The sequence below is a fragment of the Denitrobacterium detoxificans genome, assembly GCF_015062615.1.
GTDB lineage: Bacteria > Actinomycetota > Coriobacteriia > Coriobacteriales > Eggerthellaceae > Denitrobacterium > Denitrobacterium detoxificans_A.
Window position 1 is genome coordinate 479,282 of record NZ_SUUH01000002.1, and the last position, 25,529, is coordinate 504,810.

Annotated in this window: 25 protein-coding genes; 21 read left to right on the forward strand and 4 right to left on the reverse strand. The window is 59.2% G+C overall.

The window, feature by feature from the left end; genetic code table 11:
* The first annotated feature begins 206 nt into the window (after positions 1-206).
* From E7002_RS04760 to E7002_RS04805, 10 genes are all read left to right on the forward strand, one after another.
* On the forward strand, positions 207-680 hold the full coding sequence (locus E7002_RS04760; protein ID WP_303727714.1) for a hypothetical protein: 474 nt from the start codon (positions 207-209) through the stop codon (positions 678-680).
* A gap of 8 nt (positions 681-688) precedes the next feature.
* Entirely contained in the window at positions 689-2,494 is a 1,806-nt protein-coding gene (lepA, locus tag E7002_RS04765; RefSeq protein WP_303727715.1) for a translation elongation factor 4, read from the forward strand.
* Positions 2,494-2,688 (forward strand): hypothetical protein, encoded by a 195-nt coding sequence (locus E7002_RS04770; RefSeq protein WP_303727716.1) that lies wholly within the window; start codon positions 2,494-2,496, stop codon positions 2,686-2,688. Before lepA ends, E7002_RS04770 begins: the two co-directional genes overlap by 1 nt.
* A gap of 43 nt (positions 2,689-2,731) precedes the next feature.
* Entirely contained in the window at positions 2,732-3,670 is a 939-nt protein-coding gene (gene dusB, locus E7002_RS04775; RefSeq protein ID WP_303727717.1) for a tRNA dihydrouridine synthase DusB, read from the forward strand.
* Complete coding sequence (hemW, locus tag E7002_RS04780) at positions 3,671-4,780, forward strand: radical SAM family heme chaperone HemW (RefSeq protein WP_303727718.1); 1,110 nt, start codon at positions 3,671-3,673, stop codon at positions 4,778-4,780.
* 195 nt (positions 4,781-4,975) lie between these two features.
* Complete coding sequence (gene hrcA, locus E7002_RS04785) at positions 4,976-5,986, forward strand: heat-inducible transcriptional repressor HrcA (RefSeq protein WP_303727719.1); 1,011 nt, start codon at positions 4,976-4,978, stop codon at positions 5,984-5,986.
* A 44-nt stretch (positions 5,987-6,030) separates the two neighbouring features.
* Positions 6,031-7,158, forward strand: coding sequence for a molecular chaperone DnaJ (dnaJ, locus tag E7002_RS04790; RefSeq protein ID WP_303727720.1), 1,128 nt, complete (start codon positions 6,031-6,033; stop codon positions 7,156-7,158).
* Between the two features lie 6 nt (positions 7,159-7,164).
* Positions 7,165-7,944 (forward strand): 16S rRNA (uracil(1498)-N(3))-methyltransferase, encoded by a 780-nt coding sequence (locus E7002_RS04795; protein ID WP_303727721.1) that lies wholly within the window; start codon positions 7,165-7,167, stop codon positions 7,942-7,944.
* Positions 7,941-9,167, forward strand: a complete 1,227-nt coding sequence (gene mtaB / locus E7002_RS04800; RefSeq protein ID WP_303727722.1) for a tRNA (N(6)-L-threonylcarbamoyladenosine(37)-C(2))-methylthiotransferase MtaB — start codon at positions 7,941-7,943, stop codon at positions 9,165-9,167. Before E7002_RS04795 ends, mtaB begins: the two co-directional genes overlap by 4 nt.
* Complete coding sequence (locus E7002_RS04805) at positions 9,164-10,144, forward strand: PhoH family protein (protein WP_303727723.1); 981 nt, start codon at positions 9,164-9,166, stop codon at positions 10,142-10,144. The genes mtaB and E7002_RS04805 overlap by 4 nt, the downstream gene beginning before the upstream one ends.
* Before the next feature lie 110 nt (positions 10,145-10,254).
* Here E7002_RS04805 and amrA read toward each other — a convergent pair whose 3' ends face one another.
* The gene (gene amrA / locus E7002_RS04810) at positions 10,255-11,676 is read right to left on the reverse strand and encodes an AmmeMemoRadiSam system protein A (RefSeq protein WP_303727724.1); all 1,422 of its coding nucleotides are present in this window, start codon (positions 11,674-11,676) and stop codon (positions 10,255-10,257) included.
* 87 nt (positions 11,677-11,763) lie between these two features.
* Here amrA and ettA point away from each other — a divergent pair, with 87 nt between their 5' ends.
* Both ettA and amrS read left to right on the forward strand, forming a co-directional pair.
* Positions 11,764-13,443 (forward strand): energy-dependent translational throttle protein EttA, encoded by a 1,680-nt coding sequence (gene ettA, locus E7002_RS04815; RefSeq protein WP_066662575.1) that lies wholly within the window; start codon positions 11,764-11,766, stop codon positions 13,441-13,443.
* A gap of 6 nt (positions 13,444-13,449) precedes the next feature.
* Entirely contained in the window at positions 13,450-14,280 is an 831-nt protein-coding gene (gene amrS, locus E7002_RS04820) for an AmmeMemoRadiSam system radical SAM enzyme (protein ID WP_303727725.1), read from the forward strand.
* A gap of 188 nt (positions 14,281-14,468) precedes the next feature.
* Here the strand turns inward: amrS and E7002_RS04825 are convergent, their stop codons facing one another.
* Both E7002_RS04825 and E7002_RS04830 read right to left on the reverse strand, forming a co-directional pair.
* Positions 14,469-14,912: a hypothetical protein gene (locus E7002_RS04825; RefSeq protein WP_303727726.1), complete on the reverse strand. Its 444-nt coding sequence runs from the start codon at positions 14,910-14,912 to the stop codon at positions 14,469-14,471.
* 237 nt (positions 14,913-15,149) lie between these two features.
* Complete coding sequence (locus tag E7002_RS04830; RefSeq protein WP_303727727.1) at positions 15,150-15,716, reverse strand: GrpB family protein; 567 nt, start codon at positions 15,714-15,716, stop codon at positions 15,150-15,152.
* 327 nt (positions 15,717-16,043) lie between these two features.
* On the opposite strand from E7002_RS04830, the gene ybeY reads away from it, so the two are divergent.
* From ybeY to E7002_RS04865, 7 genes are all read left to right on the forward strand, one after another.
* Positions 16,044-16,505 (forward strand): rRNA maturation RNase YbeY, encoded by a 462-nt coding sequence (ybeY, locus tag E7002_RS04835; RefSeq protein WP_066662557.1) that lies wholly within the window; start codon positions 16,044-16,046, stop codon positions 16,503-16,505.
* Complete coding sequence (locus E7002_RS04840) at positions 16,502-16,882, forward strand: diacylglycerol kinase family protein (protein WP_303727728.1); 381 nt, start codon at positions 16,502-16,504, stop codon at positions 16,880-16,882. Before ybeY ends, E7002_RS04840 begins: the two co-directional genes overlap by 4 nt.
* Before the next feature lie 2 nt (positions 16,883-16,884).
* Positions 16,885-17,793, forward strand: coding sequence for a GTPase Era (gene era, locus E7002_RS04845; protein ID WP_303727729.1), 909 nt, complete (start codon positions 16,885-16,887; stop codon positions 17,791-17,793).
* Positions 17,793-18,560, forward strand: coding sequence for a DNA repair protein RecO (recO, locus tag E7002_RS04850; protein WP_303727730.1), 768 nt, complete (start codon positions 17,793-17,795; stop codon positions 18,558-18,560). The genes era and recO overlap by 1 nt, the downstream gene beginning before the upstream one ends.
* A 221-nt stretch (positions 18,561-18,781) precedes the next feature.
* The gene (gene rpsO / locus E7002_RS04855; protein ID WP_074777282.1) at positions 18,782-19,069 is read left to right on the forward strand and encodes a 30S ribosomal protein S15; all 288 of its coding nucleotides are present in this window, start codon (positions 18,782-18,784) and stop codon (positions 19,067-19,069) included.
* Between the two features lie 189 nt (positions 19,070-19,258).
* Entirely contained in the window at positions 19,259-21,505 is a 2,247-nt protein-coding gene (locus E7002_RS04860; RefSeq protein WP_303727731.1) for a polyribonucleotide nucleotidyltransferase, read from the forward strand.
* Positions 21,506-21,611: 106 nt separating this feature from the next.
* Complete coding sequence (locus tag E7002_RS04865; protein WP_303727732.1) at positions 21,612-22,178, forward strand: TetR/AcrR family transcriptional regulator; 567 nt, start codon at positions 21,612-21,614, stop codon at positions 22,176-22,178.
* A 65-nt stretch (positions 22,179-22,243) separates the two neighbouring features.
* On the opposite strand, the gene E7002_RS04870 is transcribed toward E7002_RS04865, so the two are convergent.
* Positions 22,244-23,605, reverse strand: coding sequence for a radical SAM protein (locus E7002_RS04870; protein WP_303727733.1), 1,362 nt, complete (start codon positions 23,603-23,605; stop codon positions 22,244-22,246).
* 145 nt (positions 23,606-23,750) lie between these two features.
* Between E7002_RS04870 and dapB the strand changes: the two genes are divergently transcribed.
* Together dapB and dapA are read left to right on the forward strand one after the other, a co-directional pair.
* Positions 23,751-24,512: a 4-hydroxy-tetrahydrodipicolinate reductase gene (gene dapB / locus E7002_RS04875; RefSeq protein WP_303727734.1), complete on the forward strand. Its 762-nt coding sequence runs from the start codon at positions 23,751-23,753 to the stop codon at positions 24,510-24,512.
* Positions 24,513-24,632: 120 nt separating this feature from the next.
* Positions 24,633-25,529, forward strand: coding sequence for a 4-hydroxy-tetrahydrodipicolinate synthase (gene dapA, locus E7002_RS04880; RefSeq protein WP_303727735.1), 897 nt, complete (start codon positions 24,633-24,635; stop codon positions 25,527-25,529).

Here is a 25,529-nt window from a genome sequence, read left to right on the forward strand (position 1 = left end):
CGTTAATACCAAATGTTTCAAACGAAAACTTTGAAATCGTAGCACAATCCATGTGCATTGGGTACCTCTAAGCGACCGAAATACTCACATTACCGTAATTCTGGTTAATGCTTGTATTCGGCGAACGTGGTACATTCGTTGCAAGCACGGCTGGACGTAGTATCTGCGCTCCGACCACGGTAATAGTAATAGAGAAGAGGGGACACATGAGGCTGAACGCGTGCAAATCCACAATTACACACCATACGACGCTCTCTTTCCGCAGCGCAACGCTGTTTGCCTGCCTAAGCGCCGCGGCGCTCATGTGTGCCTTGTTCCTGGGCGGATGCGGTCCAAAGGGGCACCAGATCGTGTCGCCCACGAAGGAATGCACCAGTTGCCATGGCGAGAAGACCACGTATGGCACCACGGCCCACAACGACGCCCTGCACTCCAACAACACGGTTACCGTCTCCACGAAAGCCGATAAGGTTTCCGTCTGCACGCCGTTGTTCACCTCGGCCGACGGAACTGCCTATACGCCCATTCTCGATCACGTGGAAAATGTGGAGGGCGGTAAGGTGACGCTCCAGCTCGACGATGGCGTGTGGGCCATTTGCCTCGATAACGGCGATTCTTCTGTTGGTCAAATCGTGGTTGTAAGCTCCGACGAATCCGATTCGGCCACGATTACGCTATAGTTCTATGCATGAGCATAGATCCTAATTACATACGAAACTTCAGCATCATCGCGCATATCGACCACGGCAAGTCCACCATTTCCGACCGCATTCTGGAAATGACGGGCACGGTGGCCCAGCGTGACATGCAGGAGCAGCTGCTCGATTCCATGGACATCGAGCGCGAACGCGGCATTACCATCAAGAGCCAGGCCGTGCGCGTGGACTATACCGCCGATGACGGGCAGGTCTACCACTTCAACCTTATCGACACCCCAGGCCACGTGGACTTTACATACGAGGTGTCTCGTAGCCTGGCTGCATGCGAAGGCGCCGTGCTGGTGGTGGACGCCACTCAGGGCGTGGAAGCGCAAACGGTGGCCAACGCCATGATGGCCATGAATGCCAATCTGGAAATTATCCCGCTGATCAACAAGATCGACCTGCCTTCCGCCGAGCCGGAACGCGTGCGCGGCGAAATCGAAGACGCGCTGGCCATCCCGGCCGACGACGCGGTGCTTGCCAGTGGCAAGACGGGCGTTGGCGTGCACGACTTGCTGGAATCGGTGGTCTACAACATTCCCGCGCCTACGGGTGATGCGAACGCACCGCTGCGCGCGCTTATCTTCGACTCGTACTTCGACGCTTACCGTGGCGTGGTTGCCCTGGTGCGCATCGTCGACGGCACCATGCGCAAGGGCGATCTCATCCGCATGATGGCCACGGGCGCTACCACGCACGTCGAGGAAGTGGGCGTGCGTCGCCCAGCGGAAGTCGCTGCCGACTCGCTTTCCGTGGGTGAAGTAGGTTACCTGGTCACGGGCCTGAAGGACACGTCCATGGTGAAGGTGGGCGATACCGTCACGCTCGTATCCGGCGGCGTGGAAGAGCCCCTGCCGGGTTATCGCGATGCGAAGCCCATGGTCTACACGGGTTTGTTCCCCATCGACAGCGATCAGTACCCCGATCTGCGCGACGCCCTCGACAAGCTTTCGCTGAACGATCCGGCTCTGCGCTACGAACCCGAAACGAGTCACGCGCTCGGCTTCGGCTTCCGCGTGGGCTTTTTGGGCCTGCTGCACATGGAGGTCGTGAAGGAGCGCCTGGAGCGCGAGTTCGACCTGGATCTTCTGGCCACTGCGCCCAGCGTGGAATACCACGTGTACAAGACGAACGGCGAAATGATCAGCCTTCATTCGCCGCAGGACATGCCCGATCCGGGTGAAATCGAGCATGTGGAAGAGCCGTACCTGAAGGCGAAAATCCTCATTCCACCCGATTATGTGGGTGCCGTAATGGACCTTACCGTCGCGCGCCGCGGCACGTTCGTCACCATGAACTACCTTTCGCAGCAGACGGTCGAGATGATCTGGGAGCTTCCGCTTTCCGAGCTCATCCTTGATTACTTCGACAAGCTGAAGAGCAACACGAAGGGCTATGCGTCGCTCGACTACGAGTTCGACGGCTACAAGCCCAGTCGTCTGGTGAAGCTCGACATCCTGCTTTCGGGCAAACCCGTCGACGCGCTGTCGTTTATCGTGCATCGCGACAAGGCGTATGACCGTGGCAAGGTGCTGTGCGACAAGCTGAAGGAAATCATTCCGCGCCAGATGTTCGAGGTGCCCATTCAGGCTGCCGTGGGCGGGCGCGTTTTGGCTCGCCAGACGGTCAAGGCCAAGCGCAAGGACGTTCTCGCCAAGTGCTATGGTGGCGACATCAGTCGTAAGCGTAAGCTGTTGGAAGCACAGAAGCGCGGTAAGAAGCGCATGAAGAACATTGGCAGCGTCGAAGTGCCGCAAGAGGCATTCATGGCTATTTTGAAGGTGGATGACTAATGGCGCGCAAGGAACAGTACGATTGGCTCGACGATCCGTTCGACGAGAAGAAGAACGCCCAGATGAAAGCTGGCATGAGTGGCGGCAGCAAGCTCGCCGTGGTGCTGGGTTGCGTGGGGGTGCTCGTGGTCCTGCTCGTTCTGGCGGTCTTCATGACGCTTGGCCTTGCCAGCGCCGTTGGCAGCCTTTCCTAGCGTCATGCCCAGCTATCGCGATTTTCTAAGCAGTCATCGCGTTATGCTCGCCCCGCTCGCTGGCGTGAGCGATCGCATTATGCGCCAGCTTTGCATCGAGCAGGGCGCGCAACTCACGTTTACCGAAATGGTAAGCGCGAAGGGCCTTTCGTACGGCAACGAGCGTACGGAGGACCTGCTGGAAATGGCACCCAACGAAGACATCGTAGGCGTGCAGATCTTTGGTCACGAACCCGAGGTCATGGCTGGTCAGGCAGCGCGTTTGTGCGAGACGGTGGGGGAGAAGCTTGCCGTTATCGACATCAACATGGGCTGCCCTGTGCGCAAGCTCGTTACCAAGGGCGACGGCAGCGCCCTCATGAAGAGCCCCGAGTTGGCCGAGCGCATCGTTTCGGCGGTGGTTGCCGCCTCTAGCGTTCCGGTAACCGTGAAGTTCCGGCGAGGCTACGAAATCGACAACGAAACGGCCCCCGAATTCGCTCGTCGCATGGAGCAGGCGGGCGCGTGTGCCGTTACCGTGCATGGTCGCTATGCTGCGCAAATGTACCATGGGCAGGCCGATTGGGGCGTAATCGAGCGCGTGGTGCGTTCCGTTTCCATTCCCGTCGTGGGCAATGGCGACGTGGTTAGCGGCGCAAGCGCACTTGCCATGATGGAGCAAACGGGCTGCGAAGCCGTGCTCGTGGCGCGGGCGGCGCGGGGCAATCCGTGGGTTTTCGCCGAGATCCGTGCTGCGTTGGAGGGCCGTCCGGCCCCTGAAGAGCCCACGCCGTTGCAGCGCGTGGAAATGGCGCGCCGACATGCTCATTTGCTCTACGAATGGGAACCGCGTGCGCTCGTGCGCATGCGCAAACAGGGTAGCTGGTATTGCAAGGGGCTTGATGGTGCCTCTGCCGCACGCGGCATGCTGAACGCCTGCAAGACGATTGAGGAGTACGATCGAGCCTTCGACCGGCTAGAACAGCATCTGAAGGGTTGCTAGATGTACGATCCGTACAAAGCGCTCTATATCCACGCGCCCTTCTGCAAGCAGCGTTGCCGCTATTGCGACTTCGCCACGCAGGCGGTCGACCCAAGCTCTCCGCTCATACGCGAGTACGTCGACCATGTCATCCTGGAAATCCGCCGCGCCGGCAAGCAGGGGCTTCTCTCCCAGGTGGAAACGGTGTATTTGGGTGGTGGCACGCCTTCGTACATTGGCTTGGGCGCCATTACCGAAATCATGTACATCCTGGGGCTTTCCATGCACCTTACCGACCAGGTGGAATGCACCATGGAGGCGAACCCCGACAGCCTTACCGAGCGCATGGTGAACGACCTGTGGGCGCTTGGCGTGAATCGCCTTTCCATTGGCGTGCAGAGCTTCGACGATAGCGTGCTGCGAACGTTGGGGCGCGTCCACGACGCTCAGGCGGCTCGCCGTGCCGTGGAGATCGCGCATGGCCGATTCAGGAACGTGAGCGTCGACCTCATGTGCGGCATTCCCGGCCAGAGCGCCGAAAGCTTTCGGCAGAGCCTGCATACCGCCATCGACCTGGGCGTTACGCACGTGAGCGTGTATCCCCTGACTATCGAGCCGGGCACGCCGTTCGATGAGCTCGTTTCGCGTGGCGCTATGCCCGAACCTGACGACGACGTCGAAGCCGAGCACATGCGCATTGCCGCCCAGGATCTTTCTCAGGCGGGTTTCGAGCGCTATGAAGTGGCGAATTATGCCAAGCCTGGCTTCCAGAGCAGGCACAATACCGCCTATTGGACCGGCAAGCCGTATCTGGGCATAGGCCCTTCCGCGGCAACCATGACGCAGAATGCCGAACGACGCATGCGCAAGCAGGACGACGTGATCACCGACGATCTGGATGCGCGCCAAATGCGCGTGGAGGATGTCATGCTCGGCATGCGCATGAGCAGGGGCGTTTCCGAGCGCACGCTTTCCCGGGCGTGCGAGCTTGCCCCCGAGCTGCGCGCGGTCATGGAATCTCTGGTTGAACGTGGCCTCGTGCGTCATTGCGACGGCCGCTGGCAGCCCACCGAGCGTGGCTGGCTCTGCGGCAACGAACTCTACGGCGCCATCTTCGACGTTGCGCCCTAGCGTCACCCGTTCGTTTCCTCGTCGCCCATTTACTTCTCATTTCACGCGTTTTGCCCATTCACACGTGGGTTCACTGTGACAGATTGGTGTCGTTTTAGCACTTGAAGGGCGCGGCTGCTAGAATGCTCTGGTGGTATCGAACAGCCCGCCTTCAGGTGGGCTTTTTCAAACGGCCGATTACGCGAAAGGAGGGCCATGCTTTCGGATAGACGACAGCGCGTTCTAGCTGCGCTTATTGAGGAATACGTTTCCCGAGCGCTGCCCGTTGGCTCGCGTACGCTGGTCGAAAACCACAACCTCGGCGTCAGCTCGGCCACGGTTCGCAACGAGCTTTCGGTTCTAGAAGACGACGGCTACATTACGCAGCCGCATACCTCGGCAGGGCGCATTCCCACCGATATCGGCTACCGGTCCTTCGTTGACGACCTGTTGAAGACCCAGTTTGCGGGCCAGGAACTCGACGAAGACGCGCGCCGCGCTGCAGAAAGCCTGCGCGATAGCGCATCCGAGCTCGACGACCTTATCGAAAAGACCACCGCGGCGCTTGCTCGCTTCACGAATAACCTCACCATCGTGCTTCCGCCCAGCACCCTGCGGCTCGACATCAAGCAGATCACGTTCGTCTCCCTTACGCCCAATCGCGTGCTTGCCATCATCGTCACCGAAGATGGTCAGGTTTTGAACAGGCATATCGAGTTCGTCGACGAGGTCGATTCCCTCGATTTGGCGCACGCCCAGGAAGTGCTCAACCGCGTGTTTGCGGGCAGGGGGCTTGCGGAAATCCGCGCCGATTTCGACGAGGAAACCGCCGAGCTGCTCCATTCGCCGCTCGTATCCGTGCTGTTCGAGGAAGTGCTCGCGTGCTTGCGCGAGGGTGATACGGGCCATGCGCGCCGTTTGGGGCTTTCCACCATGGTCAAGCAGCCCGAATTCGAACGTGCGCAGAACCTCATGCCCGTGCTCGAGGTTCTGGAAGACGATACCGTGCTCATGCAAATTCTGAAGGATTCGCCTGCCGATTCCACGTCTGTGCGCATTGGGCATGAAAACGCGCCGTCGCAGCTTTCGGGAGTGTCGGTTATCGCCGGGCGCTACGGCCGCGGAGCTAGCGAAGGCGTGGTGGCGGTCATTGGCCCTACAAGAATGGATTATGCCCAGGTCATTCGCGCGGTAAACGTTGCGCGACGCGCCCTGGGAGACGAATAGCTCAACAGCGTTCGTAGCGTCAAGAAAGGAAAGGCAACAGCTTTATGGCAAGGGATCTCTACGAGGTACTCGGCGTCGAGAAGACGGCGACGGACGATGAGATTAAGAAGGCTTTTCGACGTAAGGCGCGCCAGCTTCACCCCGACGTGAACAAGGCGGAAGATGCCGAAGAACAGTTCAAGGAACTCAACGAGGCGTACGATGTCCTTTCCGACGCTAACAAGCGCGCTCAGTACGATCGCTTTGGCACCATCCCCGGCGCCAGTGGCGGTGGCCAGCCCTACGTGGACTTCGACGATATCTTTGGCGGCGGCTTTGGCATGGGCGATCTGTTCAGCAGCTTCTTCGGAGGCGGCATGGGCGGTGGCGGCGCGCGCGTGCGCCGCGAGGGCCGCGACATGGGCGTGGGCCTGCGCCTTACGCTCGAGGAAGTGGCTGCGGGCGTAAAGAAGGAAATCATCTACGACCGTCTTGCTCCGTGCCCCGAGTGCGATGGCAGTGGCCTGGGCGAAAACGGCAAGGAAGTCACGTGCCCCGAATGCCATGGCCAGGGCCGTGTGGTTACCGTGCAGCGCACCTTCCTGGGCGACATGCAGACGGCCACCACGTGCCCCACGTGCGGTGGCACGGGCCAGACCATCGAGAACCCCTGCTCCGAGTGCGATGGCCAGGGTCGCGTTCCCGACCGCCAGCGCGTTTCCGTGGAAGTGCCTGTGGGCATTCGCGATGGCCAGCAGCTGCGTCTTTCCGGCTACGGCGAGGCGGGCATGCGCGGCGCTGCTGCAGGCGACCTTATCGTCACGTGTCGCATCATGCCGCATGATTTCTTCCAGCGCGATGGCGACAACCTGCATACGCGCGTTAACGTTTCCATCGTTCAGGCGTGCCTGGGTGCCGACATCGAGGTCGAGGGCATCATGGAAGACGAGAAGGTTACCGTGTCCATTCCGGCTGGTTGCCAGAACGAGCAGGTGGTCCGCGTGCGCGGCTATGGTATGCCGCGCTTCAAGAGCGATGCTCGTGGCGATCTATTTACTCATGTCAGTGTGGTTGTTCCCAAGAAGCTTTCCAAGCGCGAGCGCGAGCTTCTGGAAGAGCTGGCGAAGGAAATGGGCGAGGAGTACGCTGAAGAACGCACGCCCTTCCAGAAGATTAAAGATGCGTTCAACTAGGGTCCCATGAGTCTGCCCCGGTTTTTCCTGGACGACCAGGTACTTTCATCCGAAACCGAAGCGGTGTTTCCGCTTCGGTTGTTCGCTGAGGATGCCAAGCACGCACGCGTGCTGCGCTTGGCTCCTGGCGAGCATATTGCCGTCATCGATGCCACGCAAGATTACTTCGAATGCGAGATCATCCAGGCGGGCGATCCGTTTACCGTGCGCATTGCCGCGCACGAGCATGCTTCCGTTACCGGTCCGCAGGTCGTGCTTTTGCAGGGCCTCGCCAAGGCCGACAAGATGGAGACGGTCATCCGTCATGCCACCGAGATTGGCGTTTCTGCATTCATCCCGCTCGCGTGCGACCGCAGCGTCGTAAAGCTCGACGCCAAGAAGGAGCAGAAGCGCCTTGCCCGCTGGCGGTCCATTGCCAAGAGCGCCGCCATGCAGTCGGGGCAGATGCGCATTCCCGAAATACACGAACCGGCTACGGTGAAGCAGGCAGCCGAGGCACTTTCGGGCGCTACGGCGGTTATCGTGTGCTGGGAGGAAGCGCGCGAGGGTGGCATACGGGCTGCCATCGAGCGCGGCATGGCGCATAACATGTGCAGTCGCAACGACGCGCGCATTGCCGTGGTGGTGGGTCCCGAAGGTGGGCTTACCGAAGCGGAAGTGCAGCTGTTCCACGAGCATAACCGGTGCGCAAGCACCGTCACGCTGGGCTCGAGCATCTTGCGTACCGAAACCGCTGGCATCGTTGCGCCTGCCCTGGTTATCTACGAGCTGGGCGGTCTTCAGTGAGGGCGCGCATCGTTAACCTAGGCTGCAAGGTCAATCGCGTTGAGTCCGATGCCTTCGCAGCCGATCTTCGCTCGTTTGGGTTTTCCCTTATCGACGGCGATCCGGAATGCGTCATCGTGAACACGTGCACCGTTACGGGTGAGGCCGAAAAGAAGACGCGCAAGGCCGTGCGCCGCGAATTGCGCGATTATCCCAATGCCAACGTAATCGTGACCGGGTGCGCGGCTGCCATAGACGCGAATGAATTCGCCTCCATGAGTGAACGCGTTATCGTTGTCCCGAAGAACCAGGTCGTCGATGTGTGCTTGGAATGCTGCGGCCTTTCGCGCGAATCCATCGTTCCTGCCGCATCCGACGTGCGCTTCGGCGAGGGCTTCCCCTCGCGCGTGGGGTTGAAGATTCAGGATGGCTGCAACAATGCCTGTACGTACTGCATCGTGCACGTAGCCCGTGGTCGTGCGTGGTCGGTGCCGCTTCGGGAATGCGTGGAAGAGGCCCGCAAGCTCGCCGAGGCTGGTGCGCGGGAAATCGTGCTCACGGGTATTAACCTTGGCACATACCGCGATGGGGACGCCACGTTGGCAACCGTCGTGCGCACCTTGCGAGAACAGGTGCCCAGCGTGCGCATTCGCATTTCGAGCGTCGAGCCGCGCGATGTGACCGACGATCTGCTGCAGGCCATTGCGCAAGCCGACGGCATGGTATGTCGCCATTTGCATCTTCCCCTGCAATCGGGCAGTACGCGGGTTCTGCGCCAGATGGCGCGCCCGTATTCTGCCGAACGTTTCCTTGGCATCGTGGAACGTGCGCACCAGGCCATACCTGGGCTTTCGCTGTCTACCGACATCATCGTGGGATTTCCTGGGGAAACCGACGAGGATTTCCAGGAGACGATGCGCGTGGCGCGCCTGTGCCAGTTCAGCAAGATTCACGTATTCCGCTATTCGCGACGCGTGGGTACGCCCGCTGCGGAACGCGACGACCAGGTCGACCCCATTATCGCCGCGCAGCGTGCCGATGAGCTTGCGCGCTTGGGCGACGAATTGCGCATGCAGGAAGCCCGCAAGCGCCTGGGCAGCCGCGAACTTGTGCTCGTGGAGCAAAACGGTCTTGGCACCACGGAATCGTATTACCAGGTGAAATTAGATGGTTCTTTTCCCGATAGCGGTCTAGTATCCTGTGAATTGCAAACCGTCGACGAGAATGGTGTATTCAGCGTATGACAGATATGGAAACGAGCGTTTCGCTTACCGCCCCCGACACCGTTGATATGGCAAAGGTTGTGGGTCCGCAAGACGACATTCTGCGCTTCATCGAAGATTGCTATCATGCCCATATTCTCGTGCGCGGAAACAGCGTGCGTATCTCGGGTGAGCAGGTCGAGGTAGACGCCGTTTCCTCGCTGTTCACCGACCTTTTCCAGTACGTCCGCGAGGGCGGCGTGCCCAATCGCGCCTACGTGAAGCATGCCATCGAGTTGCTCCGTACGGGCGAATTCGCCCCGCGCGCCTTGCGTGACGACGTGGTGCTTTCGCATCGCGGGCGCTCCGTTCGCCCCAAGACGGCTGGTCAGAAGCATTACGTTGACGCCATTCGCAAGAACACCATCACCTTTGGCATTGGTCCCGCTGGCACGGGAAAGACGTATCTGGCCATGGCTATGGCCGTTCGCGCGCTGCGTTCGCACGAGGTCAGCCGTGTCATTCTTTCGCGTCCCGTGGTGGAAGCGGGCGAGAACCTTGGCTTCTTGCCGGGCACGTTGAACGAGAAAATCGACCCGTACATTCGCCCCTTGTACGATGCGCTGTTCGAGATGATGGACCCGCAACGCGCGCAGGCGTATCTGGAAGATGGCACCATCGAGATCGTGCCGCTTGCCTACATGCGCGGTCGCACGCTCGACAACAGCTTCATCGTGCTCGACGAGGCACAGAACACCACGCCGCAGCAGATGAAGATGTTCCTTACGCGCTTGGGCTTCGCCTCGAAGATGGTGGTGACGGGTGATGTGACGCAGCTCGACCTGCCGCGTGGTATCTCGGGTTTGAAGCAGGTGCGCGGCATTCTGGAGGGTATTTCCGACATCGCGTTCTGCGAGCTTTCGCGCACCGACATCGTGCGCCATTCGCTCGTGTCGGAAATCGTGAGCGCGTACAACGTATGGGAGACGGCGAACGCTCCCGTGCAACCTGTTCAGTAATTTGGGGTTATTGGTTATGAAGAAGGCCAGTTGGGAATTCCCGGCTGGCCTTTTGTTTCGTGTTGGGCGATTATGCTCACGCCATTGCCAGCGGGGCATGGCGAAGCAGGCTACTGTCGTGCTTCGCCGCCGATGGAATGGCGTACGACTTCGAAGCGCGCAAGCTCGACGTCGTTGTCAGCTGGGTCGATGCCGGCCTTCTGCTTGGCAATCGATACCTGGGATTCAATCGTGTCCACGCCTTCGAGGTTCGGGAGCAGCAGCCCGCGTTGCCACCGCTTCGTCACGATGACACCGTAGCGCGTTGGGTCGAGTTGCCCGGGCGAATCGATGGGTTCGGCTTCGCCCAATACGTCGACCGAATACTCCAGGTAATCGAGTTCCTCTTCGCGAACGGCGGGGAAGCGCGGGTCGCGACTGCACGAGCTGATTGCGTTCTGTATGACTTCTTCGGCGATGTTGGTGCAGGTTGGCGAGATGGTTCCAATGCAGCCGCGTAATGTGCCCTGCTTGTGAAGCGTAACGAATACGCCTGCCTCTCGGGTCAGAAGCTCTTGGGGTAGGCCGGAGGGTAGCTTGGGTGCCTGGCCCGTGCGTGTGAACGTTTCGACCGTAAGGCGTGCAAGGCACACGATGGGATCGGCCTCGGTGGGCGGATTGGCACCGTGAAGGTGGTCGTTGTCCGCATCGCATTTATTTGCTTGGGCGTGGCAATTTGTCGTGCTTTCGCATGCGCAGATGGCTACTCCGTAGCCTACGCCAAACGGCCCTTCGTTCGAGAGCAATTCCGTATGCACGCTCAGGCCGTCTAGGGCGCCCGCCATGATTTGGAACGATCGGAGACCGCATTCGGCGGCGGCTTCGCAGAATGCCTCGTCGAGCTCGAAGAGGCCATCGAGGTTACCCGATGCGAATATCTCGCCAATGCGCTCGTCGAATACAAGGCCTTCGGGTGCGAAACCATAGGGGCCGTCGGGCGTGAGCTTGTGTGATAGATCGCCGCTGGCAATAAAGCCGATATTGAGCCCCTGGGCGTTTGCTGCTTGTGTGATGATGCGCCCCAATTGGCGGTGCGTCTCGTAGGGCATGCCGGAAAGTCCAATGCGAACGATGGGGCAGGGAAGCATTCCGCCTGAGGCTTCGCGCACGAAGTAGAGCGGCACGTAGGTGGCGTGATCCATGTTGTCGCGATAGCGCTCGCTGCCAATGGCTGGGATGCCTGCATCGTTTGCCCTGCTGATGATTTCTCGCGCCAGTTCGGCATTGCATTCCGCGCTCATGTGCTCTTGCGGCGCGCGGAATTGGGCCATGTTTCCCTCGAGGACGTCATCGGTGGTTACGTGAAACGCGTCGCGGAACAGCGGCGCGTGCGGCGAGGTGATGACCAGGCAATCGGGCTGCTGGCTGAGCAGCCATTTTGTTGCGCGCTTATACGCGCCAATGGTTTCGCTGATGCGTTGCTCCTCGCCGCGCCCAACGGCGGGAACGATAAGTGGCGGATGCGGTACGGCAATTGCTCCAACGATCGACATAAGCGCCTCCGTTTCAAGCGAATTCGATATTCGTCTTGTACAATAAACAAATTAACGCAATACGGCTCTATTAGCACGGAGGTTTTCGTGGCTGAATTCATTTACACGCTGGAAAAGGCGCGCAAGGCTCATGGCGACAAGGTTATCTTGGACGACGTTACGCTTGCGTTCTATCCTGGTGCGAAGATTGGCGTCGTTGGTCCGAACGGCATGGGCAAGTCCACGCTGCTGAAGATCATGGCGGGCCTGGAAGAGGTCAGCAACGGCGAGGCGCGTCTTACGCCTGGCTACACCGTGGGTCTGCTTCAGCAGGATCCCGCGCTCGACGACGACAAGACGGTTCGCGAGAACGTCGAGCAGGCTTTTGCCGAAACGCTTGCCAACGTGGCGCGCTTCAACGAGATTTCGGCGGAAATGGCCATGCCCGATGCCGATTTCGATGCGCTCATGGCCGAAATGGGCAAGTTGCAGGATGCCATCGATGCCGTGAATGGCTGGGATCTCGATTCGCAGCTCTCGCAGGCCATGGACGCGCTGCAGTGCCCCGACCCCGACGCTCCCGTGAAGGTGCTTTCCGGTGGCGAACGTCGTCGCGTGGCCCTGTGCCGCCTGCTGCTGGAATCTCCCGACCTGCTTCTGCTCGACGAACCTACCAACCACCTGGATGCTGAATCGGTTCTGTGGCTCGAACAGTTCCTGGCGAAGTATCCCGGCGCCGTTTTGGCCGTTACGCACGACCGTTACTTCCTCGACCATGTTGCCGAGTGGATCTGTGAGGTCGACCGCGGCACGCTGTATCCCTACAAGGGCAATTACTCCACGTACCTGGAAACCAAGGCTGCGCGTTTGGAGCTCGAGGGTGCGCAGGACAAGAAGCGCGCCAAGAAGATGAAGGCCGAGCTGGAATGGGTGCGCAGTGGCGCGAAGGCCCGTCAGGCCAAGGGCAAGGCGCGTTTGGCGGCCTACGAGAAGATGGTGGCCGAATCCGCTGCGCGCAAGAACGTCGACTTCACCGAGATTCACATTCCCGCTGGTCCGCGCTTGGGCAACAAAGTGCTGGAAGCCGAGCATCTGCACAAGGAATTTGGCGACCGTGTGCTCATCGACGACCTGTCGTTCAGCCTGCCTCGCAATGGCATTGTGGGCGTCATCGGCCCGAACGGCGTGGGCAAGACTACGCTCTTCCGCATGATCGTGGGCGAGGAGGCTCCTACGAGCGGCACGCTCGAGCTGGGCTCTACCGTTCAGCTTTCCTACGTCGACCAGAACCGCGCCGGCATCGATCCCAACAAGAAGGTCTGGGAAGTCGTCTCCGACGGCCTGGACTACATGAATGTAGCTGGCACCGAGGTTCCTTCGCGTGCATATGTGGCGGCCTATGGCTTCAAGGGCAGCGACCAGCAGAAGCCCGCAGGAGTGCTTTCCGGTGGCGAGCGCAACCGCTTGAACCTGGCCCTCACCTTGAAGCAGGGCGGCAACCTGCTGCTGCTCGACGAGCCTACGAACGACCTGGACACCGAATCGCTTTCCAGCCTGGAAGAGGCGCTGAACGAGTTCAGCGGCTGTGCTGTCATCACCAGCCACGACCGTTTCTTCCTTGACCGCGTTGCCACGCATATTCTGGCTTGGGAAGGTACCGACGAGAATCCGGGTGCATGGTATTGGTACGAAGGCAACTTCGAAGGCTACCAGGAAGACCGTGTTCGTCGCTTGGGGCCCGAAGCGGCAAAGCCACATCGCCTGCATCGCAAACTCACGCGTGACTAACTAGCCGTGACAATATGCTCGACATGCCCCCATGCGTGTTCCCTTACCGAGGGTGCGCTGGGGGCATGTCGTTCTCGTCGCTGCATCGATGGCGCGGTGGTGTCCGAAGGGTACGGGCGCATTACGTCGCTGGCGCTCGACCCTATCGAGAAGAAGCCGATTGCCCGTTGGAGGCAGGGGAGCACCGTCCTTTCCCTGGGTAGCTATGGCTGCAACATGCATTGCCCGTTTTGCCAGAACGCCTCGATTGCGCAAGTGGATGCGACTGGGGTGCCTTGGCGCGAGGTGACGCCCGAAGAGGTTGTACGCGCTGCGTGCGGCCTGCGCGATCGCGGGTGCATAGGCATTGCGTATACGTATAACGAGCCGCTTATCAATTGGGAGTTCCTTCGCGATACGGGTTCTTTGGCGCATGATGCGGGGTTGGTGAATGTGCTCGTTTCCAACGGGTTCGCGAGCGAGCATGTGGTGGAGCAGATTGCTCCCTTCGTGGATGCCGCCAATATCGACTTGAAATGCTTTACTGCGGAGGGTTACCGCAAGCTCAGTGGCGATTTAGATACGGTGAAGCATACGATTGAGTTGCTGGCCGCATTGCCTACGTGCCATTTGGAGGTAACTACGCTTGTGGTGCCTGGGCTTTCCGATGATGTGGTGCAGGTGGAGCGTATGGCGCGTTGGCTTGCATCGCTCGATCCCGCTATTCCGTATCACCTTACGCGCTTTTTCCCGCAGCATCGCATGAGCGATGTGCCGCCTACGCCCCTTGCCACGTTGCACGAGTTGGCTCGCGTGGCGAAACGTCATTTGCGTACGGTCTTGTTGGGGAACGTGTAGGCGGGCAAAGAAAGACCAGCTAGGTAAACCTCCAACGATGGCTGGTTTCTAGCTGGTCCTGCTTGTTTAGCGTTCGCGTTGCGTGGTGAAGCCTAACGTGCCTGATAAAGCCAGCACCCCGCCTTCATGTGCGTCGAACGCGACGAAGGCAGGGTGCCGGAAGAGAGAGCTTGTGGAAGCGGCTCGTCTTACTTGCCAGCTTCCTTCTTGATATTGTTGGCGATGAAGAACATGATGCCCGAGACTGCCAGCGAGCAAATGAGCGACCAAACCTGGTTGCCGAACTGGCCGTTTGCGATGGCTGCGATGATGCCGATGATTGCCATGATCACGCCGATGAGGCAGAAGACCCAAACGATCATGATCTTCTGGTTATCGTTGGCTGCGCGAATACCGAAGATGCCGCACAGAAGGCTCCAGATACCCTCGACAATGAGAATACACGATAGGATTACGAAAATACCGGCTGCTTGACCCTGGGTAGTGCCTGTTCCCGCAACGACGCTTGCATCGGATAGCACCGCGCCCGCTCCTACGAAGAACAAGATGCCCGTAATAAGGGACAATGCGGCGCCCACGATCTCGATGATGGAGAGGACCAACAACACCTTCTGACTTCCACTGCGTTCCATTTCGGTACCTACCTTCCGTGTAGCCCCAAATAAACTCAAAAAACACACACGATTAGAATATAATGCGATGGTTGAGGTGTCAATACGCTATTGACGTGGAGTTTGCTTCCTGGGTTGGTTGGCTCGACCCATGAGTTCCGCTAGGCGCATTTCTTGTGGCTGCTGGCGTGTACTTTGGTTACCTTGGTTCTCTCGCCCTTATCGGCGTTTGAGCCTTGGCGAGCGCGACGTTGGCCCTCAGTACCTTCCCGCATACTCCTGGCGGGCTTGCGCGGTTACACCCTGGATGAATTCGGTCTTCGCCTCGGTGTAGGCGTTCCTGTCGTGCTCGAACTCTTTCCATAGGCGCAGCTTCAGAGCCTCGTACTCCCTGGCGGTCTGTGGATGCGCGTTGAGGTAGTCGCGGAAATACAGCTCGTCGTTGTCCCCGACAAGCCGCAGATGGACGTGGTAGACCTTCTCGGCAAACCCGTCCTTCGTGTAGCCGAGGTTGAGCGAGACCCTTTCGCCCTCGTCAGACATCATGGTGAAGCCCGAATGCTCGAGCTTCTCCGCCGCCTTTTCCAGTTCTGCCTGAGTGGAGAGTTCGACCATGACATCGACTATGTCCTTGGCCCAGATTCCATCCACGGCGGTGCTTCCTATGTGGCTGATCCTCTCGACCGAACGGTCGGATAACAACTCGACCAAGTGCTCTTCGACCTCTTCGTATTGCTGACGCCATGTGTCGTCATGCTTCACGAGGAATATGGGAAAGAGCTCCCACAGCTCTTCCAGCGTCATGTCCGACAGTTCTTTTCCCATGTCTTCTCCCCAGAGCAATTCAGGCTTCAAGCCCTCACATTCTAAGGCATGGATGGGATTGTGACGGCAGCGGACACTTCACCTTGCCTATTCGCGCGATAGATGGAGGTGTTGATTTTTTTACATTGGGCGGGCTAATTTTGCCCAAAAGCCATTTTTAGCGCCTATACGCGCCAAACGCGCTTGTGTCCGTAGGGTGACAGGCATTGCCCCAGGTGCCCCGTTTTCAATCGAGCGCGTATAATTACCTCAAAACACAACATAGCCCGTGTCTGCGGGGAAGGGCCTCCAGCTACTGTGGTTGCATCCTCCTCGGGAAGGATAGGAATGGAAATCACCGTCAATTACGATTACGGCAAAGAAGACGTCGAAAGCCTGCCCATTGCGCAGCTCGCCGAATTCGTCGTCTCGCACGAGGGCAAGCCGGCCAACACCGAAATGTCCATCAGCTTCGTCGACGACGAGGAAATGACCCGCCTGAACGAAGGTTATCGCGGCAAGCAGGGTCCCACCGACGTTCTGAGCTTCGAATGCGACAACCTCGACGATGAGTTCGATGCCGACGCTCCCGAAGACGCTCCGTACGAGTTGGGCGATATCGTAATCGCGGTCGACGTCTGCAAGCGTCAGACGCAGGAATACGGCACCACCTTCCAGGAAGAGCTCGAGCTGCTCATCACGCATGGCTGCCTGCATCTGTGCGGCTACGATCACATCGTCGACGAAGAGGCAGAGGTCATGGAGGCCCGCGAGCGCGAGCTTCTGGCTGCCTGGCGAGGCCAATCGTGAAACCCGGCGCTGGCAAGACCCCGTTCGTAAAGTCGTTTAAGTACGCCATTCAAGGCGTTATTGAAGCGTACCGTACAGGGTTCAATATCCGCGTTCAAACGGCTGGCGCCGTTCTTGTCATCGTGCTTGGGTTCGCGTTTTCGCTTGCCCCGTGGGAATGGTGCGCCGTGCTTATCTGCTGCGGCTTGGTCATTGGTGGCGAGTGCTTCAATTCCGCTATTGAAGATGCCGTCGACCTTGCTAGCCCAGAGCTTCATCCGGTTGCTAAGGCCGCAAAGGACATGGCTGCCGGCGCCGTATATATTTTTGCTTTTACTTCCGTCATCGTGGGGTGTGTCGTATTCATCCCGCATGTGCTTCCTCTTCTAGGATGGTAACCATGGAATTCTCCGAAGATTTCCGCTCGGGGTTCGTCACGCTCATCGGGCGCCCCAATGCGGGTAAATCCACGCTCATCAATGCCATCATGGGCAAGAAAGTCGCCATTACCAGCGACACCGCGCAAACCACGCGCCATCGCTTTCGCGCGGTCGTTACGCGCGACGACTATCAGCTGGTGCTGGTAGACACGCCGGGCCTGCACAAGCCGCACGACGTGCTGGGCGAAGAACTCAACGAGTCGGCCATCCAGGCGCTCGACGGCATCGACGCTGTTGCCTTCCTGCTCGACGCTTCCAAGCCTGCGGGTCGTGGCGACGAATGGGTCGTCCGCCAGATCTCGGCGGTGAAGGCAAAGAAAATCCTGGTCATTACCAAGACCGACCTGGTTGACGCCGAAACCATCGCCAAGCAGCGCGAAGCCGCGCAGGCTCTGGCCGAGTGGGATGCCGTGCTTGAGGTTTCCTCGGTTACCGGCGACGGTGTGGATACTTTCATGGAAACGGCCGCCAACCTGCTTCCGCCGGGTCCGCAATGGTTCCCCTCCGACATGGAAACCGACCAGCCTACGGAAGTGCTCATCGCCGAATTCATCCGCGAGAAGATTCTTCGTTCGTTTCACGACGAGGTGCCCCATGCTATCGGCGTCGTCGTGGAGGAAATGGAATACGACAAGCGCAAGAACCTCGAGCGCATCTATGCGCTCATCTACGTGGAACGCGATAGCCAGAAGGGCATCATCATCGGCAAGGGCGGTCGCGCGCTGAAGGCCATTGGCAGCGAAGCTCGCGCCGATCTGGAGCAGATGCTCGGTTCGCGCGTCTTCCTGGATCTGCGCGTGAAGGTGCGCAAGAACTGGCGTCGCGACCTGAACCAGATCAGGCGCTTCGGCTACGGAGAAGGCATGTAGTGGCCACGCCCACGAAATCTTGCCGCGTACTGGTCGTTCGCAAGACGAAGCTTCGGGAAACCGACCTCATCATCACCTTTTTGCATGAAGACGGCTCGCTGGGGCAGGCCGTTGCGCGTGGCGCGCGTAAGCCGGGCAATACGTTTGCCTCGCGCCTGGAATACTTTTGCCTGGCCGACGTGCTCATCGCGAAGGGGAGGGGCCTGCCTATCGTCACCGAGGCGCGTTGCGTGAACGCCCATGCCCGATTGCGCGAGGATGTGCTGTTCAACGCCGCGTCTTCGCCCATTCTCGATGCGCTTGCCAAGTGCGGCCAACCCGACCTTCCCGTGCCGCGCCTGTTCGACATGGCCTGTGCGGCGCTCGATGAGCTCTGCGCCTGCCAGGAAGACGATGCGCCCGCCATTTGCGCGGCGTTCCTGGTGAAGCTCTTCGCCATGCTGGGCTTTCGCCCGCGCGTGTCCACGTGCGTATCGTGCGGGGCTCAGGTGCCGCTCGAGCATGGCGCATGGCGTGATTTCTCGTTCGTCGAAGGGGGAGCAGTCTGCATCGATTGCCGTTCGCACGTGCAGACGCAGCGCATCGAGGCTACTACGTTGCTGTGGGTGCAAACGCTGTTGGGCCAGCCGTTTGCCCGCGTACGTGATTCGCATGTTCCCCTACAGGCGTCATTTGCCGTGCTCCATTTCGCGCACCAGTGGTTCCGCGAGCACATGGGGCTCAACCTGAAGTCCCTGAACTTCCTGCTCACGAGCGGATTGTTCTAAGCGTTGCGTCGTCGTTTTCATGCTCAACGTCGCCCCTGCACCCCATATGTGCAGACCATGATGCTTCGTATACTGCGTAGCTGCCAATTCCTAGGATGTGTATAATGGACAAGCTGCATTAGCAGGGCTTTCCCCTTAGCACGCACGCGCCACCTTGCATGCGTCCTCGGAGGAAAGATCAATACACGTTGCCCCGTTGGGGCGGAATGAAAGGTGGAAGCATGGCTGATAAGCTGAGCATTTCCAAAGAGCGCGTAGCCGAGCTCATGAAGGAATACGGCAAGAACGAGAACGATTCCGGTTCTGCTGAAGTGCAGGTCGCTATCCTCTCCGAGCGTATTCGCAACCTCACCGAGCACCTGAAGACCCACAAGAAGGATAACCATTCCCGTCGTGGCCTCATGATGCTCATCGGTAAGCGCCGCGGTCTTTTGAAGTACATCAAGAACCGCGACATCACCGAGTACCGTGAGCTCATCAAGAAGCTTGGCATTCGCGACAACGTGTAAATGCATAAAGCCCGCTTCGTGCGGGCTTTTGCTTTTCGAAGCCGTGTTGCGGCTTCGGCGCGAGCCGAACGGATGAGGTTCGCGTGTAGTGCGGTCGGCCGCGGAAGGATCCGCAGCTGCTCGCGGCGGGGGTAGGCCCCGTCGAAGAAGCTTCGCCTCATAGGGAGGCGAGGGAAGAGAAAGTGAAATATGGAAAAAATCGTAGAAGAGTTCGAGCTGTACGGTAAGAAGTATCGCTTCGAAACCGGCGAGCTTGCCAAGCAGGCCACGGGTGCCGTTCTGGTTACCCAGGGCGATACCACCTGCCTGGTCACCGCCGTGGTGAGCAAGGAAGAGAAGGATTACGACTTCTTCCCCCTCACGGTGGACTTCATGGAGAAGATGTACGCCGTGGGCCGCATCCCCGGTGGCTATCTGAAGCGCGAGGGCAAGGCCAGCGAAAAGGGCACCCTCACGGCTCGTCTCATCGACCGCCCCATTCGTCCGGGTTTCCCCGATGGCTTCAAGAACGAAGTGCATATCGTTGCAACCACGCTGGTTGTCGATGGCGATAACGCTCCCGATTGCATCTGCGTGAATGGTGCTTCGGCGGCTCTGCTGGTGGGCGGCGCCCCGTTCGACGGCCCTGCTGCCTGCGTGCGCGTTGGCCGCAACCCCGAAACGGGCGACTTCATTTGCAACCCCTCCTACGATGAGCTGGAAGAGAGCGATCTCAACCTCACCATCGCTGGTACCGCCGATTATATCTCCATGGTGGAAGCCGGCGCCAAGGAAATCAGCGAGGAAGACATGCTCGCTGCCATGAACTTCGGCCAGAAGGCCATCGCGGAATTCTGCGCCGCTCAGCAGCGCTTCCTCGACAAGGTGAACCCCCAGCCGCTGGAGTACAAGGTTCATCAGGCCGATCCTTCCATCGCCGAGCGCGTCGATGCTCACTTCGATGAGATGAGCGCCGCTCTGCATGATGCCGACAAGCTTTCCCGCATCGGCAAGGTGGAAGAGCTGAAGGCCTCCATCAAGGCCAACGACTTCTCCGAAGAGGAGCAGGCTGCCTGGGGCTCCGACATCGCCGCTGCATGCAAGGCCCTGGAAAAGCGCGCCATGCGCCGCATGGTCATCGAGACCGGCGAGCGTGCCGATGGCCGTACCGCCAAGGAAATCCGTCCGCTGTACATCCGTCCTGGGTATCTTCCCCGCGTGCACGGTTCGGGTCTGTTCCAGCGCGGTCAGACGCAGGCTCTTTCGGTGTGCACCCTTGGCACGCTGCGTGAAGGCCAGCGCCTCGACACCATCGACCCCGCCGAGGGCAAGCGCTACATGCACCAGTACAACTTCCCGCCGTACTGCACGGGCGAAGTTGGCCGCATGGGCGCTCCCAAGCGTCGTGAAGTTGGTCATGGTGCCCTGGCGGAACGCGCTCTGCTGCCCGTTCTGCCCGACGAGGACACTTTCCCCTACGCCATCCGCGTGGTTAGCGAGGTCCTGGAATCCAATGGTAGCTCCTCCATGGCTTCCACCTGTGGTTCCACCCTGGCCCTCATGGATGCTGGCGTGCCCATCAGCGCTCCCGTTTCCGGTATTGCCATGGGCCTCATCAAGGAAGGCGACGACGTCGTCATTCTGTCCGACATCCAGGGTCTGGAAGACTTCCTGGGCGACATGGACTTCAAGGTAACGGGTACTGAAAACGGCATCACCGCGCTTCAGATGGACAACAAGGCCCGTGGTCTCTCCACGGAAATCCTGGGTCGCGCTCTGGCGCAGGCCAAGGAAGGCCGTGCGTTCATCCTGGAAGCCATGCTGAAGGAAATCCCTGCGCCTCGTTCCGAGCTCTCTGAGTTCGCTCCGCGCATCGAGACCATCAAGATTCCGGTCGACAAGATTCGCGACGTCATCGGCACCGGTGGCAAGGTCATTCGTGGCCTGCAGGACGAAACGGGTGCCACCATCGAGGTCGAGGAAGACGGTACCGTGCATATTGCCGCCGTGGAAGGCCCTGCAGGCGAAGCTGCCAAGCAGGCCATCCTCGACATCGTGAAGGAACCCGAAGTCGGCGAGATCTTCGAAGGCGAAGTCGTCGGCATCAAGGACTTCGGCGCATTCGTGAAGCTTACCGCCAGCAAGGACGGTCTGCTGCATATCAGCCGCATGGCCAATGGCCGCGTGGGCCGTGTTGAAGACGTGCTCAACCTGGGCGACAAAGTAAAGGTCCAGGTCATCGAAGTGGGCGAGAACGGCAAGATCAGCCTTGATCGCCTGGAGAAGCCCGACGCGCCCGAAGGCTCCGCGCGTCCCCGTCGCGAAGATCGCGGCGAGCGCTCCGAGCATGGCGATCGTCCCCGTCGTCGTCCCGGCGACCGTGGTGGCGACCGCGGCGGTAGGGGAGGCCATGGTCGTGACGACCATCGCAAGCCCCGCTCGCGCAATCGCGACTAGCTCATCGCACTAGCTCGTGCTTCGGAAGGCGGCCTTCGGGCCGCCTTCTTTTTTGCGTTACGTACCCGTTGGGGTATCATTTCCCCCGTACGCGGAAAGGGGTAACGTGGACAACGACGCAAAGCATCACATTGTTGCTGCGTATCAGCAGTTGGTTGAGGAAGGTGGCTCTCAGGCCATTTCCGTGACTCAGGTGGCGTGCAGGGCTGGGGTTTCCCGCGCCACGTTCTACTATCACTTCAAGGACATCTACGATCTGGTCGAGTTTCGCGAACGCGAATACGTCGACGCGCTCTTTCGCAATTTACCCGAAGACGGTAATGCCTGGTCGAGCATGGTGGATGTGATTATCGACCTATACGAAACCGATACGCTTCACGTATTCGGCGACTACGCCCATCTCGATCGAGACATCCTGCGCAAGATGAACTCGCGCTTCATCTATGACATCCTGAAGCGATGCTTCGAACACGATCTTGGCGTGTGCGATGGACAAGACGAGGAAGTTGAATTCTTCCTGGTTACGCTCACGTACGCCCTTATTGGCATCGTGGAGTCGGTTCTCGACCACGCCATCGATGCGCAGCCGCGGGAGTATTTCAAGAAGCTCGACAAGTATATGGTCGTGCCATTTCGGGAGCGCATGGCCGAACGATTTTCGCCCGTCGCATAAAAATGCGCCTCACATGTAGCCGAGAAGGCGGGCATGCGGGGCGCGTAGCGTATGCAGGTTCGCTGCTATTTCACGAGCAGTGCAGGGTTGTGTTCCTTGCTGGCCCAGAGCCTATCGGCGCGTGGGGCCCATTCCGCGGCTACTTCTACGCAGCGGTCGGAATACACGTGCACGTCTTCTGGCTGCAGAATCTCGGTGGAGTGCGCATCCGTTTCCTCCACGATCTGCGTGAGCCTGCCCGGATTGTCGAGTACGGGGCAGGGACGCAGCATGTTCTCGTTGAACGGCTGGTTGTTGTGATATGCCATGAAAAGCGGTCGCTTCAAGCCCTCCAGCAGCGAGTAGTCGCGGATGTTCGTGTCGCTGTAGTGCATGAACACGCAGGGGTCCATGTCGCCATTCGCGTTGATGTGCAGATAGCGGCGCCCGCCGGCGATGCAGCCGCCCACGTATTCGCCGTCGTTGAAGAAATCAAGCGTGAACAGGGGCTTCGTGTTCCTGAAACCGCGCACGACGTTGTACATGTGCTCGCGCTGCTCGGGTTGCGTGATGAGGCTCTTGTCGGCTCCCGCGCCCACGGGCATGTAGCTGAAGAACCAGCAGAACTTCGCGCCCTTCTCGATCATCCAATCGAAGTATTCCTCGCTGCCAATGACGTCGACGTTCTTTGCGGTATAGCAGCAGCTAATGCCAAAGCCCAGGCGGTTCTTCCGCATGATGTCCATGGCGTCGCTTACCTTCTTGTACACGCCCTCGCCGCGCCTGAAGTCGGTGGCGTCTTCGAAGCCCTCTACCGACACGATGGGGATGAAATTGCCCACGCGAAGCACTTCCTCGCAGAATGCCTGGTCGATGAGCGTGCCGTTCGTGAAGCAGAGGAATGCGCAATCGTTGTGCTTGTTGCATAGGGCGATGAGGTCCTTCTTGCGCATGAGCGGTTCGCCGCCCGTGTAGATGTAGATGTAAACGCCCAGTTCCTTGCCTTGTTCGATGATGTTGTCAATCTCATCGAAGGAAAGGTTAAGCCGGTTGCCGTATTCGGCGGCCCAACAGCCCGTGCAATGCAGATTGCAGGCGCTTGTGGGGTCGAGCAGGATGGCCCACGGAATGTTGCATCCGTGTTCCTTGCGCATCTTCTGCTGCTGTTCCCAGCCAGTGATGCTGCCGTTGATGATGAAGTTCTGGAACGCCTTCTTCAGGATGAACGGGTCGATGTCATCCCACAGGCCCATGATCATCTTGTTCCAGTTGTTGTCGGGGTCGGCTAGTACCCTTCGAAACGCTGCACGTTGCGTTTTCATCATGTCACCTGGGGTTATCTTGTCCACAAGCTCCATGATCTTGGGGAGGTTCGCACGAGGATCCTTATCGAGATAGTCGTACACCCTATTGAAGCCAAACCGTTTTGCCGAATCTGCAATACTCATTTTGCCTCCTAACCTTGTTTGACCATTATGCACCAGACGTGTGGATTGTGTGAATTAACAAGATGGTGGAAGTGTAAGGAGCGTTGTACGTGATTGAGCGGTGAAATATGCTAGTCGAAAGAGAAGCCAATAGAAAGGTGCCTACATGATTAAGGTTGCTGTTGCCGGTTGCATGGGTCGCATGGGGCAGGCCGTCGTCAAGGCGGTTCAGTCGGCCGACGACATGGAGCTCGTCTGCGGAATCGATTTGCTCCAGGCCGATGTTCCGTTTCCCCTGTATGGCGGGGTGGCTCAGGCCATCGAAAGCGAACAGGTCGACGTGCTGGTAGATTTCACGCAGCCTTCCGTTGTCGCCGGCAATGTGCGCGTTGCCCTCTCTGCTGGCGTGAACTGCGTGGTGGGCACCACGGGCCTTTCCAATGACGTGCTTTCGGAGCTTGCTGCGTGCGCTACGAACGATGCTTGCCTGTTCTATGCTCCCAACTTCACCACGGGCGCCGTGCTCATGATGCAGTTTGCCAAGGCCGCGGCTCCCTATTTCCCCGAAGCCGAAGTCATCGAGTTCCACCATTGCCGCAAGAAGGACGCTCCCAGCGGCACGGCCATGCGCACGGCTCAGATGATCGCCGAAGCACGCGACTTCACGAGCACCGCTCCTGGTTCCGAAACCGAGCTCGAAGGTGCCGAAGGCGCACGTGGCGCCCTTATCGATGGCGTGCCCGTTCATTCCGTGCGTTCCATGGGCTACGTTGCCACCCAGCAGGTTATCTTCGGCTCCATGGGCCAGACGCTTACCATCACGCACGATTCCTGGGATCGCGAAAGCTACATGCCGGGTGTGCTCCTGGGCATTCGCAATGTCGGCGAGCAGAAGGGCCTTGTGGTGGGCCTGGAAAGCTTCATGTAGGCCAAAATCCTTCCATAGCTCAAGTTCGTACCGTTCGTCTGCATTGATTTCTTGAATGCAGGCGAACGTCTATTTTGCTGTGCAATAATGAGGAAACTCATACACGCACAAGGAGGAACCATGTCCAGCACACCAGTTTTTGGCCGTCTCATTCCGGCGATGGTCACCGCTTTTGATGAAAACCTGCAGGTTGACGTCGAGCAGAACTGCAAGCTGGCCAAGCGTTTGCTCGATGGCGGGTGCGATTCCGTTCTGCTGTTCGGCACCACGGGCGAAGGTCCCACGATCCACGTGGAAAAGAAGCTCGAGGTCATCAAGGCCGTAGTCGATATGGTGGCTGGTCGCGCTCCCGTTATCGCGAATGTGGGCACGAACTGCACCGAAGACAGCATCGAAATGGCGAAGAAGGCTGCTGCCTGCGGCGTCGATGGCCTCATGGCCGTCGTACCGTTCTACAACAAGCCTCCGCAAGAGGGCCTGTATCGTCACTTCCGCGCCATTGCCGAAGCGGTCGACCTGCCTATCATCCTCTACAACATTCCCGGTCGTTGCGGTATCAACATGACGGCCGAAACCACGCTTCGCCTGGCGCGCGATTGCGCGAACATCGTAGCCGTGAAAGAGGCATCGGGTAATCTCGATCAGATTGCCGAAATCTGCGATGCCGCTCCCGAGGGCTTTGTCGTGTACTCCGGCGACGACGCCCTCACGTATGAAGTAATGAAGCGGGGAGGCGTAGGGGTCATCTCCACTACGGCCAATTGCGCCCCCGCCGCTATGAAGAAGATCGTCGATAACGCCGCCCAGGGCAATTGGGAAGCCGCAGCCTCGGCACATGAGGCCATTCTCCCCTTGATGAAGGGCCTTTTCCTCACGGCAAATCCCATCCTGGTCAAGAAGGCGCTCAACCTCCAGGGGTTCAATGTGGGCAGCCTTCGCCTGCCGCTTGTCGACGCAACACCCGAGCAGGCCGCGCAGCTTGCCGAGACCATGCGCGTGTGCGGAGTGCTCGACTAG